General features: G+C 60.0%; 14 protein-coding genes and 1 pseudogene. 13 read left to right on the top strand and 2 right to left on the bottom strand.

What is annotated here, in order from left to right; translation table 11 throughout:
• Positions 1-19 precede the first annotated feature (19 nt).
• Together QM806_RS14215 and QM806_RS14220 are read left to right on the top strand one after the other, a co-directional pair.
• Entirely contained in the window at positions 20-439 is a 420-nt protein-coding gene (locus QM806_RS14215; RefSeq protein ID WP_005562410.1) for a rhodanese-like domain-containing protein, read from the top strand.
• On the top strand, positions 436-1659 hold the full coding sequence (locus QM806_RS14220; RefSeq protein ID WP_082359681.1) for an O-succinylhomoserine sulfhydrylase: 1224 nt from the start codon (positions 436-438) through the stop codon (positions 1657-1659). Before QM806_RS14215 ends, QM806_RS14220 begins: the two co-directional genes overlap by 4 nt.
• Before the next feature lie 68 nt (positions 1660-1727).
• On the opposite strand, the gene QM806_RS14225 is transcribed toward QM806_RS14220, so the two are convergent.
• The gene (locus QM806_RS14225) at positions 1728-2048 is read right to left on the bottom strand and encodes a type VII secretion target (RefSeq protein ID WP_005562412.1); all 321 of its coding nucleotides are present in this window, start codon (positions 2046-2048) and stop codon (positions 1728-1730) included.
• Positions 2049-2141: 93 nt separating this feature from the next.
• Here QM806_RS14225 and QM806_RS14230 point away from each other — a divergent pair.
• The 11 genes and pseudogenes from QM806_RS14230 to QM806_RS14280 all read left to right on the top strand — a co-directional run.
• Positions 2142-3107: pseudogene (locus tag QM806_RS14230) on the top strand (alpha/beta hydrolase); the annotation flags it as partial.
• Positions 3108-3178: 71 nt separating this feature from the next.
• Positions 3179-4627: a recombinase family protein gene (locus QM806_RS14235; protein WP_283291827.1), complete on the top strand. Its 1449-nt coding sequence runs from the start codon at positions 3179-3181 to the stop codon at positions 4625-4627.
• 569 nt (positions 4628-5196) lie between these two features.
• Positions 5197-5358, top strand: coding sequence for a hypothetical protein (locus QM806_RS14240; protein WP_283291829.1), 162 nt, complete (start codon positions 5197-5199; stop codon positions 5356-5358).
• Between the two features lie 55 nt (positions 5359-5413).
• Entirely contained in the window at positions 5414-7501 is a 2088-nt protein-coding gene (locus QM806_RS14245; protein WP_283291830.1) for a bifunctional DNA primase/polymerase, read from the top strand.
• A gap of 130 nt (positions 7502-7631) precedes the next feature.
• Positions 7632-8009, top strand: coding sequence for a hypothetical protein (locus QM806_RS14250; RefSeq protein WP_283291831.1), 378 nt, complete (start codon positions 7632-7634; stop codon positions 8007-8009).
• Positions 8009-8233, top strand: coding sequence for a hypothetical protein (locus QM806_RS14255; RefSeq protein WP_283291833.1), 225 nt, complete (start codon positions 8009-8011; stop codon positions 8231-8233). Before QM806_RS14250 ends, QM806_RS14255 begins: the two co-directional genes overlap by 1 nt.
• A gap of 180 nt (positions 8234-8413) precedes the next feature.
• Positions 8414-8734: a hypothetical protein gene (locus QM806_RS14260; RefSeq protein WP_283291834.1), complete on the top strand. Its 321-nt coding sequence runs from the start codon at positions 8414-8416 to the stop codon at positions 8732-8734.
• A 232-nt stretch (positions 8735-8966) separates the two neighbouring features.
• Positions 8967-9596: an HK97 family phage prohead protease gene (locus QM806_RS14265; RefSeq protein ID WP_283291835.1), complete on the top strand. Its 630-nt coding sequence runs from the start codon at positions 8967-8969 to the stop codon at positions 9594-9596.
• Positions 9597-9603: 7 nt separating this feature from the next.
• Positions 9604-10884, top strand: a complete 1281-nt coding sequence (locus QM806_RS14270; RefSeq protein WP_283291836.1) for a phage major capsid protein — start codon at positions 9604-9606, stop codon at positions 10882-10884.
• Positions 10885-10887: 3 nt separating this feature from the next.
• Positions 10888-11043 carry a hypothetical protein gene (locus QM806_RS14275; protein WP_283291837.1) on the top strand — a complete coding sequence of 52 codons (156 nt, stop codon included), beginning with the start codon at positions 10888-10890 and terminating at the stop codon, positions 11041-11043.
• Between the two features lie 15 nt (positions 11044-11058).
• The gene (locus QM806_RS14280; protein WP_283291838.1) at positions 11059-11205 is read left to right on the top strand and encodes a hypothetical protein; all 147 of its coding nucleotides are present in this window, start codon (positions 11059-11061) and stop codon (positions 11203-11205) included.
• Between the two features lie 1718 nt (positions 11206-12923).
• Here the strand turns inward: QM806_RS14280 and QM806_RS14285 are convergent.
• Complete coding sequence (locus QM806_RS14285) at positions 12924-13406, bottom strand: hypothetical protein (RefSeq protein WP_283291839.1); 483 nt, start codon at positions 13404-13406, stop codon at positions 12924-12926.
• Between the last annotated feature and the right edge of the window lie 11 nt (positions 13407-13417).

Consider the following 13417-nt stretch of genomic DNA (forward strand, 5'->3'; position numbering starts at 1 on the left):
GTTGTGAAAAGCTGACATGGTGAGTTACGCAGGCGACATAACGCCGGAGCATGCCTGGGAGCTGCTCCGCGAGAATCCCGACGCTGTGCTCGTGGATGTGCGGACGGACGCCGAGTGGAAGTACGTCGGAGTCCCCGACACCACCTCGCTCGGGCGGAAGACCGTGCTGATCGAATGGGTCAGCTACCCGACGGGCACTCGTAACGACAACTTCGTGGACCAGCTGAAGGAGGCCGGGATCGCGGGTGGGGAGAACGCCCCGGTGATCTTCCTGTGTCGCTCCGGCCAGCGGTCCATCGGTGCGGCGGAAGCCGCGACAGCGGCGGGCATCGGCCCGTCGTACAACGTGCTCGACGGTTTCGAAGGCGGCTTGGACGCCGAAGGTCACCGTGGGGCGGTCGGCTGGCGGGCTCTGGGCCTGCCGTGGAGGCAGTGGTGAGTGCAATTCCTCGAGGCGGCGCGTTTGACAAGGCGCTGCCGGACGACATCGGCCAGGGCACGATCAGCGTGCGCGGAGGAACACTCCGTTCCGGGTTCGAAGAGACGTCCGAAGCGATCTTCCTGAACTCCGGTTTCGTGTTCGAGAGCGCGGGAGCGGCCGAGGCGTCGTTCACCGGCGAGATCGACCACTTCGTCTACTCCCGGTACGGCAACCCGACCGTGAAGATGTTCGAGGAGCGACTGCGCCTGATCGAGGGCGCAGAGGCGTGCTTCGGCACGGCCAGCGGCATGTCCGCGGTGTTCACCGCACTGGGCGCGCTGCTGAAGGCCGGCGACCGGCTGGTCGCGGCACGTAGCCTGTTCGGTTCCTGCTTCGTGGTGTGCAACGAGATCCTGCCCCGCTGGGGTGTGGAGACGGTGTTCGTCGACGGTGAAGACCTCGACCAGTGGGAGAAGGCTCTGTCCGAGCCGACCACCGCGGTGTTCTTCGAGACGCCGTCGAACCCGATGCAGACGCTCGTCGACGTGCCCCGGGTGGCGGAGCTCGCGCACGCCGCCGGCGCAAAGGTCGTGCTGGACAACGTGTTCGCGACGCCGCTGCTGCAGCACAGCCTGGAGTTGGGTGCCGACGTCGTCGTCTACTCCGGCACCAAGCACATCGACGGCCAGGGCCGCGTGCTCGGCGGGGCGATCCTCGGGCCGAAGGACTACATCGAGGGTCCCGTCCAGAACCTCATGCGCCACACCGGGCCGGCGCTCAGCCCGTTCAACGCGTGGACGCTCCTCAAGGGGCTCGAGACGATGCCGATCCGGGTGCGCCACTCCGTGGGCTCCGCACTGGAGATCGCACAGTTCCTCGAGGACCACTCCGCGGTCGACTGGGTCAAGTACCCGTTCCTCGAATCGCACCCCCAGCACGAACTCGCCAGGCGGCAGATGAGCGGCGGCGGCACCGTCGTCACCTTCGCGCTGAACGCATCCGAGGGCGAAGCGAAGAAGCGGGCATTCGAACTCCTCGACGCCCTGCGGCTGGTCAACATCTCCAACAACCTCGGCGACTCCAAGTCGCTCATCACCCACCCGGCCACCACCACCCACCGGGCGATGGGCCCGGAAGGTCGTGCAGCCGTGGGCATCACCGACGGCGTCGTCCGGCTGTCCGTGGGACTCGAAGACACCGCCGACCTGCTGACGGACCTGGAGCAGGCGCTGGCATAGGCGGCTCCGCCGCCCGTGCGCCTTTCTGGTTGTTCCGGCAACCACATAGGCGCACGGGTGCGAAGCGCCTACAGGTCGAGGCTCGTGGCCGGCGCGACCGCGTCGAGGTGCCCGGCGGTGGCCCCGTCCTGAGCGTCGTATCGGCGCGCGCACTCGACGAGATTCGTCGACATCTCGGCCACAGTCCGCTGCAACAACTCCCGGCGATCGTCCAGGTAGGACGTGAACCGGCCGAACGCGGCTTCGGCCGCCTCCGGCCACGCCGCACCCGAGTCGGCGAGGGCCGCGTCGATGGTGTTCAGTTGAGAGGACGCGTCGTCGAACAGGACGTCGAGCTGACCGGCCGCCGCGCGTAGGGCCGCCGTGTCGACGTGGATGGAACCGCTCATTTTCGATCCTTCGTGTCGGTCGAGACGAGATCGGACTCCCGCGGACGCGATCGATCCGTTAGGGTACGGGCAGTATGCATCCTGGGGGGGATCGTGAATCTGAGGGACATAGTCCAGTGGGACACCCGCGCGCTGCAGGCCGTGCAACGGTCGCTGTCGGTGCGGGCGGCGACGATCCGTTTCGTGCAGGACGGTCTCGCGGACATCGGCCGGTTGCCGGCGTGGCAGGACGACGCCGCGGACGCCGCACGTCGGCGGTTCCGGATCGTCGCGGATGATCTGAGCGGTGAGGCGACGGCGATCGCCGTCGTCGAGAGGCTGGCCCGCGACCTGGTCGACGCGGTCACGCACCTGAAAGCCGAGGTCGGCGGCCTCCGGGAAGCGGCTGCCGCCCACGGGATGGTCCTGTCGGACAACGGGGACATCATCGATGCGCCCGGACCACCGGTCGACGCTGCGGCAACACGGCGGGACGAACTTCGTGCCGCCGCCCGGGCGTTGATCCTGCAGGCGGAGGACCTCGTCGCCGACGCGGCCGCTGTCCTGACGCGGGCCGCGGACGGCGCGGCCGAACCCGGTGAGACGGATCGCCCGGGCACCGGACTGTCCGCCCCGGCGCCGCCGCCGGACGGTTCCCCGCTCGACAACCGCGAGTACTGGGACGCCCTGCCGGCAGCCCAGCGCCGCGAGGTGATCGAGCAGCATCCCGAGTGGGTGGGCAGTCGCGACGGCATCCCGTCCGCGGTGCGGCACGAGGCGAACGTGAGCCGGTTCGACGACGAGCGGTCGCGGTGGGAGGCGGAACGGGTCCGGCTCCGGGACAGGTTGGACCGCAACATCTTCGGCGGATCGTTCACCGACGACGACGCCCGGCTGTGGTACGCCGAGCAGAAGTTGCGGGACCTCGACGACCTCGAGAAGCTCGTGCGCGATCATCCGGACGGCAGACTGATGCTGCTCGACCTGCAGTCGGGTGAACGGACGATGGCCGCGTTCGCACTCGGCGACCCGGACACCGCCGACCACATCTCCGTCACCACGCCGGGCATCGACACGACCGTGCAAGTCCGATCCAGGTAGTGCAGGGGTAGAATGGACCCTGAGCAGGCACTATGTCAAGGGATCGAGCCATGAAAAATCAAACAGGCACCAGCGCAACAGGTTTAAACGCAGCGATCTACTGCCGTGCGAGTAAGGACGCAACGGGCATCGGTCGATCCGTGGAAGAGCAGGAGAACGTCGTCCGCGAGATTTGTCACGACAAAGGGTGGACGGTTGTCGAGGTCATTTCCGACAACGAGTTCAGCGCGAGCAAGTACATGCGCAAACAGCGACCGGGATTCACGAAACTTTGTACCTCCGTGATCAATTCACTCGACGTAGACGTGATCGTGGTCTACGAACAGTCGCGACTCACCCGCAAGATCGAGGAACTTGTCGACTTCGTAGGCAAGGCATCGACTTACGGCACAGGCATTTTCGTCGTCGGAGACTACGACGTGCTCGAAGAAGACGATCCACAGTGGAAACAGCGCGGCATCTACGACGAGCAACATTCGATCCTCACCAGCAAGCGCACACGACGGGCACTTCTGGCCAATGCCAAAGCCGGTATACCGCACGGAGTCCCGCCATTCGGATACGAGCGCGCAACGACGAAGAACGAAGACGGCAAAGTCGTAAACACTTTGGCCATAGTCGAATCCGATGCAGAGATAGTCCGTGCAATGGTGGCAGGCGTGCTCGAAGGCTTGACGTTGTACGAAGTCGCTCGACGTTGGGGCGACGGTAGGCCAGCGCGTTCGGTTCGCAAGATGCTGTTGACGCCGAGCTACGCGGGTATCAGACGGCACCGAGGCCACGACTACGCCGGGAACTGGCCAGCCATAATCACGAAGGACGAACAGCGCAGACTCGAAGCACTCTTGATCGATCCGCGCCGCAAGTCCACCACAGGCCCGAAGCCGCGTCACTTGTGCAGTGGTATCGCCGTCTGTGGCGTCTGTGGGACTCCGGTGCAGCACATCACACAGGGCAATGCACGCAGTCAGAGTCCGCAATACCGATGCCCTCGCCGTGGTTGCGTGGCGCGCAAGGCCGAGATGGTGGACGACCTTGTGGTGCAGTCACTTCTCGACCACTACGCGCCAGAGATCGCCAGACGCCGTGCATTGGAGGACGCACTCGACGCCGAGGCGACCAGGGCCGCAGCCGAAGCCAGAGCACTACGGCAACGATTCGACGCCGAGAAGCAGGCACTCGCGAAGCGCGACGATCTGGAACCTGAGGACTTCGCAGACATGACGGCACTACTCGCCGCAAAGTACCGGCCACAGATCAAGGCACTCGAAGCGAAAGCCGGTGCAGTCATGACCAATCCATTGCTGGGCAAGCTGGACCAGTGGGAGAGCTTCACGATTGAACAGCGCCGCAGCGTAATTCGTGACGCTTTGGAGATCCGTATCGAGAAGATGGATCTAGGACCGAAGAAGGACGCGCGAGTGCCGGTGCCAGAGTCCGTGACGATCATTCCGCGCCTTGAGTTCAGGACGGACTACATGCGAAATCAGAAGCGCTGAGCGTCCGTTTAAGCGCCTGCCTGCCGTCACTGGTCGGGTGGGCGCTTTGTTGTGTTGTGGGTCACAGCGCTGATCGCAGTACTTCCGATGCCGATCACACCGGCCTGCCCTAGTTCGTGCGGGAGCGTGGATCTGAGGCCCTGTTCTGTGGGTCACAGTGTGATGCGGCAGACACCGAAGTGCCCCGGACGCCGAGGTGGAGACGCCAGGGGCACAGGCACTCACCATTGAACCGCAAAGTCCGGTGAGCGTGCGGGTGACGTTCGCCCATAAGGCCCGGATGAATAGGGCTGGCTGATTTGCCCCGATTGGGAGCCTGTGGGCGAACATCTGAACTCATTGTAGGACGCAGACACACGAATGCCCCCGGACCCGAAAGCCAAGGGGCACTGTGTACCCGTCCCTACCCGCATAGAGGAAGTACCCACAGTATAACGCCGTCACCTGGTGCTGCCCCCGTGCGTATCCCGTTCGAGTGGTGTGGGTCACCCGTTCGGAAGCTGTTGGGCAGCACAGAATCCCGTCCTAGACTTAAAGGGAAGGTAAGACCCGCAGAAGGATTGAGACCAATGGCACTCTACAAAGAGAATCCCGACTACTACCGAAACTACCAGCGAGGCGTGCGAGCAGATGCCAAGTTGGGCAAGGCACTTCGTAAGGCCGTCGAAGCGAGCGACGAAACAATGGCGTTCCAACTCGTCAAGCAATTGATCGAAGCGCAGAAGCAATAGAGCTTCATCGTCCTACCCGAACCCGCGATTAATAGGAAGCTATATGTGACTCATCATGTCAGAGAACAATTTTCTCCCGAACCTCCTTCGGCTCGATGTGCCGATATTCACGGCAAGTCCGAGGCAGGACGGTTTCACCAGACCTTATGGCTGGGAACAATTAACGTCTGATGGCAACCTGGACCGCCTCGCGTGCAAAGCCGATAACGATGCTCTCATGGCATTGTGCGGTGACTGGCTGGCCGTGGTGGACGTGGACCCACGCAACGGTGGAAACATCGAGGCAGTACGCACTCTGTTGTCAGAGTTGAACGTTCGGATCTTCGCGGAAGTGAACACGCCCGGTGGTGGCAAGCATTTCTACGTCGCAGGACACCCGGACTTGGCAACCAAACACCTGACAGCCGCGAATGGTTGGCCCGGTGTCGACGTGATCTCGCACGGTGCCAACGTCTTTCTGCCGGGAACACTGCGCCACGACAAGGGCTACGGCGGCAAGGGTTACACAGTCGTGTTCGACAACCTCGCAGCACTGGCTGACGGCGGCGACCCTGACGGCGCTGAGGCACTGGCTGATTGGGCCTGCCAATTCGGTACCCCGGTGGATGCCCGTCCCGCAGATCCGTTGTGGACTGGTGGCGAACCCGAGGGCCGTGAGAAGGCATACTTGGCAGGCGCACTCAGGTCCGAAATCGACGCCGTGGCAAATCAGTCCGAAGGTGGCCGGAACGTCCGTCTCAACGACGCCGCATTCAAGCTCGGGCAGTTGGTGGCCGGTGCCGGTCTGCCGGTCGATGATGTGATCGCCGGTCTGCGCAGTGCCGCTCTGTCTTCCGGTCTACCGCCGTCCGAGGCCGAGGCAACGATCCGTTCGGGACTCCGTGCCGGTATGAAGCTGCCGAGGGCCGTACCCGACGAGGACGATCTCGGAATTGCCGTGCTCGAAAACAATGCCATACCAATCGCTCTGGACGAGGCCGACGCCGTGTTCACGAAGTGGCTCGGTGACGAGTACGACCTCGACGCCCTCCATGCCGTGCTCGCTGCTGCTGCCTGCTCACAGTTGGGCGGCGATCCGTTGTGGCTGATGCTGGTGTCCGGCAGTGGCAATGCGAAGACCGAGACAGTACAGGCACTCTCGAAGTCCGGTGCTCATGTCACCTCGACCATCACATCCGAAGGTGCACTGTTGTCGGGCACGCCCAAGCGTGAGAAGAACAAGTCCTCGACGGGCGGATTGCTCAGGCAGCTAGGCGATTCCGGCATCCTCGTCGTCAAGGACGTGACCTCGATTCTGTCTATGAACAGGGACGCCCGTGCCGCAGTATTGGCCGCACTCCGCGAGGTCTACGACGGAAAGTGGGAGCGCAACATCGGATCTGACGGCGGACAGACGCTCACGTGGACCGGGCGACTGGCGTTCATCGGTGCCGTGACGACGGCGTGGGACAAGGCGCACAGCGTGATCGCGTCGATGGGTGATCGGTTCGTACTGCTCCGAATGGACTCGACCGAGAGTCGTATGTCGGCAGGCCGGAACTCTATTCGGAATACAGGGTCCGAGGTCGAGATGCGCGACGAGTTGGCCGACGCAGTGGCGGGAGTACTGGCTGGCGTCGACAAGTCCGTGCGGGTAGACGACATTCGCGAGGACGACGTAGAGATGTTGCTGACCGCAGCGAATCTGGTGACGTGGGCGCGTACGGCGGTCGACTTCGACTACCAAGGCAACGTCGAGATGGCGCACATGCCAGAGATGCCAACACGTTTCGCGAAGGAACTTGCTCAGGTGATGCTCGGTGGGCTGGCCATTGGAATGACGAGGGAAGCGGCGCTCGACCTTGCGCTCCGCTGTGCGGCTGACTCCATGCCTCCGATCCGATTGGCGATCCTGAACGACCTACTGACGAACCCTGATTCCACTTCGTCCGAGGTGGCACGACGAGTTGACCAGCCGCGCAAATCCGTTGACCGGCAGCTACAGGCGCTCGATGCCCTGCAATTGCTGACCAAGTACGACTACCACTCGGAGCTAGGTGAGGACGGTCACACCAAATGCTCATGGCGATACACCATCTCACAGGAGGACGCCAAGGACGGTCTGGCGACATTGGCCAGAAATGTTAGTACACATAATGTGTGAATGAATTAAGAGAGACGCGCTCCGCGTTCCGTATTCCAACATTTCTGGCCATCCCTCTGGCCGCAGTAGTCATGGTTAGCCCCATCAACCCCACACGCCCCGGCGTGGAACCCGAAGAGAGAGAACGACAATGACACAGGTCACACAGGTGATCCCCGGCAGTGGGGAGATCATGCTCAAGGTCTACGAGAGGGATGTTGAAATCCATGAGGAGGTAATACATTTCAACGGTCAGTACGAACAGCGGTTCATAAACGGTCACTACGACGCGACAGTGATCTATCAGATCGTCGGGTATGTGGCAACGATAGACTCAGATACCAACACAACGGATTTCGACACACTGGTAATTAGTGACGGTAGACCGACGAGACTGCGTGACATTGAGCGGCATCTATCCGAGTACGGACACAGAGTTTCTGTCGGCAGCACATTGGAGCCTGTAGAAGAAACATTTGTGCTGCCACCTCACCTAGAAGTCACCAGACCTCCGGGCGGAGAAGTGTGATGAACGACTTCTACCGCGAGGGACTGGAAACCGCAGAACTGGCGCGCATCGTCGGACACGAAATCGACAACGGCGTAACCGATACCAGCGATCTTCTGTCGGCAGTCCAGCAACATATCCCCGATGCTTCATACCAAACTGTCACTTCCACAGTCGCATTGATGGTCGCCACAGGATCACTTGTGTGCGAAACGTTCTCAAAGAGAGTCAGGAAAAGTGAGTAACCCTAGAGGCAGAGTGCCAGCACGAACGATGAACCTGACGGCGCACGAGTATTGCGAGTTACAGCGAACGATCCGCAGATTCAATCGGGCCGTGAACCATGAACGTCGGTTGAACGACGAAATACTTAATGGTTCAGGGGAACCCGCCGAAGACAGCAACAACCGTGGAGGTCGATACTGATGAAGACGAGCTATGTTCAGCCGCTGTGGTTGCGAAAGTTGTACGCAGCGAGTGTGTATGCGATGAACAAACTAGATCCACAGGATGCGCAACGACGGCACAAGCAATGCCCGATCCCCTGTGCGGCACTGACAGATCCAGGCGAGATGCTACGGATCACGTGGGGCTACGACGAGAACCACGAACCGCTGGACTTCTTCTGGATCGGCCGGAATGCGTTGATGGACGACGACATTAGCGAACGGCGCATATTGAAGTTCGTCGTGACGGACGTTACGTTCAGCGACACGGTCCCCGAGGATTGGGTGAAGAATGACTGAATGTCATTGGGTCACATTGGCCGTTCTCGATGGGGAGCGGCTGATGTGGTGCCCGTCCTGTGGCGACGTCATACGTCTTCGGCTAACGTAGTCCTGTTGCGCTACACTGGTTTTAAGCACGAAAGCCGCTTGGGAGTTCCGTGGGGAACTTAGCGCAAGTAACCTTTTGTCGCTGGATCGAGCAGGACTACGTGCAGCCTGTCTAGCTCTCCGTGCGACGAAAGATGTTCTGATGAAGACGAATCCGTATACCGTGCGTGACTTCGCGTTCCAGGTCGATGAATCCCGTGACACCGGCGACGGACGTACCCTGTCCGGATATGCCGCTGTATTCGATCAAGACGCCGAAATCAAGTCCTACGAAGGCAAATTCATCGAGCGGATCAAGTTCGGTGCGTTCAAAAGGACACTGGGAATACACAATCCGATCATGCAATACGACCACGGTCGAGATGTGCGAGTCGGCACCGTTCCCATCGGCGTCTACAGCGAGCTGCGCGAGGACGAACACGGTCTGTTTGTCGAGGGTCGCCTACTGGATAACCCTGTAGTGGAACCAATCCGTCAGGCAATCGAAGCGCACGCTATCACTGGAATGTCATTCAAATTCCGGGTTCTGGCTGACTACTGGACTGACAAGGTTGGTAGGCGGTTGTCGGAATACGAGATGCAACGTCTGGTGTCCTCGCCGGGAAGCCGTGGGCCGATCCACAGGACTATCACAGAGATTGCCTTGCATGAGGCTGGGCCTGTGGCATCACCTGCGTATCGAGGCACGTCGGTCGGTGTTCGATCCTCCGCTGAATCCCCCCGTATCTCAAAGGCGATGGCAGAACGTCGCCTCAAGCTGTTAGGTAGGTAGAACCGAAATGAAGAAGTCAATCCGGGAGCTTAGGCAGGAATGCGACGCTCTCGAAAGTGAAGCGCGAGAACTCATTGAACGCGCAGGCGATTCGGATCTCGAAGGCAACGATGCCGAGCGCTTCGATGAACTGACACACGAACTCGACCAGGTACGCGAAGAACTCCGCAAGGGTGAACGCCGCATGGCCGAGGTTCGCAATCTCGCAACGAATCCGCGAAACGTAGTGCCGGGCAGTGACGTCAACGAACGCACAGTGCGTAACTCGACGCCGAAGAAGTCGCTCAGTGGCTTGCAGCTTCTGACTCGTGACCAGTCTGTGGAAACCTGGGGGCGCGACAACGGCTATGCCACAGCAGAATCCGAAGGCGCGTCGTTCGACAAGTTCATTCGTGGCATCGTGACTCGCGACTGGCAGGGCGCAGAGCAAGAGAGGGCACTCGCGGAGGGCACCTTGTCCGCTGGTGGCTATCTCGTCCCGACGCCTCTCGCAAGCAACGTAATTGATCTTGTTCGCAACCAGGCCGTCGTGGTTCAGGCTGGCGCGCAGACGATCCCGATGACGAGTCAGACGCTCAAGGTTCCGCGACTCACTGGTGAGGGAACTCCCGCGTGGCGCAACGAAAACGCCGCGATCTCCGCACAGGACTTGACGTTCGATGCGGTGACGTTCACGGCCCGGTCTCTTGCGCGCATGGTGATCATGTCCCGCGAGCTTTTCGAGGACTCCGATCCTGCTGCAAGCGGCATCATCTCGAAGAGTTTCGCCAATCAGATTGCTGTGGAGCTTGATCGAGTGGCTCTCCGTGGAAGCGGCACGCCGCCTGAGCCTCGCGGTGTTCTCAACACGTCGGGCATCACGACCACGACTCACGGTGCGAACGGTGCAGCGGTGACCTACGATTTCCTGTTGGACGCTGCCGGAACGGTTTTGGCCAATGGCTACATGCCGTCTGCGCACGTCGTCGCTCCGCGATCTCTCGTCAGTCTGGCGAAGGCGAAGGACAGTCAGGGCAACTACTTGACGGCTCCCGCTGGTCTGTTGCCGATCCTGCCGACTCGTCAGGTGCCGGTGAACAACACTGTGGGCACCTCGACGGATACGTCGGAAGTGTATACGGGACAGTGGAATATGCTGGCTATCGGTATCCGCACAGGGTTCGAGATTCGGTTCCTGCAAGAGCGTTACGCCGACAACAATCAAGTCGCCTTTTTGGCCACAATGCGTGCCGATGTTCAGCTTCTACAGCCCGCAGCCTTTGTTGTCGATACGGGCGTTCGAGGCTAAGTCATGAGTCGCAACGGTTTTGAAGTGCTCGTCAAAGCATCGAAGTCGAATTTCGAGGGCATGGTCAACTCGATGTATGACGATGCTATGCGCGAAGAGCGAGAAGGCATTCCGGTCGATACGTGGCGAGCACTTCAAGATTCGCCGGGTGAAGAGTGAGTGACAATGTCACGTATGGGAATTGATCAGGGCTCTAACGAGTTCCGCCGCCGTAAAGATGGATACCAGTCTTTCGAGCAGCGGTTGGATCAGGCGCGAAGGCAGCGCGAAGAAGTGAAAGACGAGATCAGCCGCCGTTTAAAGCGTAAGCGCGGCAGTTGATTTGAAAGAACCGGGCGACGGTATGTGATCGGCGTCCCTGCCGTATCGCCCTTTAGTGCGAGTCGTGTTGTAGTGGTTTACTTTCCGGATTCGTGAGAGTCTCCGGTTTCCTTCCCACACAGCGCGGCTCGCACACTACTGTTAGGAGTTAGAACCATGACCGTCAAAGATGTTTACCACGACAAGCGTTGGCGCGATCTCGTCGCAAGGCTGCGAAAGCTGTATCAGGAAGCAGGTTGTCATCCTCCGTGCGTTATCTGCCAAGAACCTGTGGACCCGTACGTTTCTGGTAACACTCGATGGGGATTGGTGTTCGACCACTTGCGCAGTGTGAGAAATGGTGGGGCACCGTTCGATGAAAATAACGTCGGGGCAGCTCACCGAAGTTGTAACAGCCAGAAGAAGGCAGGCGTAGATCCGTCTTTGATCCACGGGCCGAGTTACTTTGCGAACAACGGGGTTTCAAACAAGACCACACCAGCATTCGACCCTGAGCCTATCCGTACCTCGCGGTGTTGGGACGACCCGTCGTGTCGTGGTCGAGCTAGCTGTGCCAAGTGCCAAGAGAGACTGGATGCTGTGCTGGCTTGGGATGCTCGACACCCTGTCACCAACTGACACAACACATCTCATCAACCACAGCAACCACAACACACACATACACACAAGCCCTCAGGTCCATCCTAAGCAACGATCCCACCTTGCCTGCCTGGTGAGTACCCACCTCGCCTGCCGCTGCCCGTGCGTGGACGTGAGCCTGCCCTGCTGCCCTGCTGTGAGTGTGTGACCACTGACTAACCTCACCTCATGACCTCATGTCATGCACTGATGTGATGTGATGCGTCGAATGCTGTTGTGTTGCAATGTGTTTGACTTAACAAAGTTTCAATTCAATGCTGTTTGAACACCATTCACAAATACGCTGGTTGCCGTCCGTCGTCCCCCGTCCCGTCGTGGTGCTGGTGGATGCTGTTCGTACGTACGCCATTGCCATTCTGAATATCCAATTACTCATGCTAATGAAGCCATGAAGCCATTGTTGGTAATGGATAAATGGCACCGAGCAATGGCCCTGATATTCGCTGTTTGCATTAATCAGTATGACTACTACAAAGCGTAGTACAACATGGTACAAAGGCTGGGTGGCAGGACCCCGGGGGGCAGGGGCGAGACGGGTTGTGCACGATGCACGATGGACCCAGCCTCCAGCCGTTTCCCTCTCTAAATTTTGCCTGGTCAGAGGGTGTTTTTCGGTGACCCGCCACCAGGATCTCAAAATCGGCACCAGATTAGGTCATCCTGAGTTGTACTACCGAGCATAATTCTGGTTGAAAGTTGCATTATCGGGGTTGGTACAGAAACGGATTTGGCACTGATAAATGTCGCTCCGAGCCATTCTGAATAACCCTCAAAGCCATTCTTTCCGTCGATATTTCCTGTCTGCCCTGGTGTGGAAGCGTCGGGCATTCCGGCCACTCTACCTCGCGGCAGGCGAGAACGTCCGTCGATCTCAGGCATGAGAAACGGCCCCCAGCCGTTAAGCCGAGAGCCGTCTCGTCACTCAGGAATCAGCCCAGTGAGCCGGTCCCTGGATCGGTGCCACCACCAAAACCTCCGCCGAAGTCGAATTCTCCGAACAGAAGTTCCAGCAGTCGCAGGATGAATTCCAGTGTGTCCACAGTAATCACCTTCAAAATTGGAATCGTTGTGAGCAGGTTTCACAGCATCCCGAGGCCGATGGAGTACTCACCGAGTGAAGCCAGCCGTTCGACGCCGTTCGTAATGTCCCAGTACGCCAACTGTTCTGCTCTGTCCGCTGCCGCGCGTGCTGCGTGCATGTTGCTGTGGTACTCACACGCATCGATCCATGTTGCGCCGGTCGCGTCGGCCCACAGCCCGAGGTACTGCGTGGAACCGTATTCGTACCAACGGTTTACGAACTCGAACACGTGGAAGAACAGTTCGTCTGAATCCGTCGTGGTGACGAGTCGGGTAGCAGGTTCGCCCACGGCGACGAGGTAGCCTGCCGTCCGTCGCATCGGTGCCGACGTGGACCAGGCCGTAGTGCTGCCTCCGTCGCTTTCCAGTCCGGCAACGGCGTTGAGTGTCAACAGAAGCCGCCGAGCGGCGAGGGGGTCGATGGTGTTGCTGTGGTTACCGCAAGTGACCAATTCCGTTGCGCGAGTGATGCTGTCGATCATCGTTCTCATCT

It is taken from the genome of Rhodococcus sp. IEGM 1351, from assembly GCF_030056875.1.
GTDB classification, from domain to species: Bacteria; Actinomycetota; Actinomycetes; order Mycobacteriales; family Mycobacteriaceae; genus Rhodococcus_F; species Rhodococcus_F opacus.

Bases quoted from the DNA above. Each gene is read 5' to 3' on its own strand.
- QM806_RS14275 (WP_283291837.1), top strand. From the start codon at position 10,888: ATGAGTCGCAACGGTTTTGAAGTGCTCGTCAAAGCATCGAAGTCGAAT.
- QM806_RS14280 (WP_283291838.1), top strand. From the start codon at position 11,059: ATGGGAATTGATCAGGGCTCTAACGAGTTCCGCCGCCGTAAAGATGGA.
- QM806_RS14245 (WP_283291830.1), top strand. From the start codon at position 5,414: ATGTCAGAGAACAATTTTCTCCCGAACCTCCTTCGGCTCGATGTGCCG.
- QM806_RS14265 (WP_283291835.1), top strand. From the start codon at position 8,967: ATGAAGACGAATCCGTATACCGTGCGTGACTTCGCGTTCCAGGTCGAT.
- QM806_RS14250 (WP_283291831.1), top strand. From the start codon at position 7,632: ATGACACAGGTCACACAGGTGATCCCCGGCAGTGGGGAGATCATGCTC.
- QM806_RS14255 (WP_283291833.1), top strand. From the start codon at position 8,009: ATGAACGACTTCTACCGCGAGGGACTGGAAACCGCAGAACTGGCGCGC.
- QM806_RS14270 (WP_283291836.1), top strand. From the start codon at position 9,604: ATGAAGAAGTCAATCCGGGAGCTTAGGCAGGAATGCGACGCTCTCGAA.
- QM806_RS14240 (WP_283291829.1), top strand. From the start codon at position 5,197: ATGGCACTCTACAAAGAGAATCCCGACTACTACCGAAACTACCAGCGA.
- QM806_RS14260 (WP_283291834.1), top strand. From the start codon at position 8,414: ATGAAGACGAGCTATGTTCAGCCGCTGTGGTTGCGAAAGTTGTACGCA.
- QM806_RS14235 (WP_283291827.1), top strand. From the start codon at position 3,179: ATGAAAAATCAAACAGGCACCAGCGCAACAGGTTTAAACGCAGCGATC.
- QM806_RS14225 (WP_005562412.1), bottom strand. From the start codon at position 2,048: ATGAGCGGTTCCATCCACGTCGACACGGCGGCCCTACGCGCGGCGGCC.
- QM806_RS14285 (WP_283291839.1), bottom strand. From the start codon at position 13,406: ATGATCGACAGCATCACTCGCGCAACGGAATTGGTCACTTGCGGTAAC.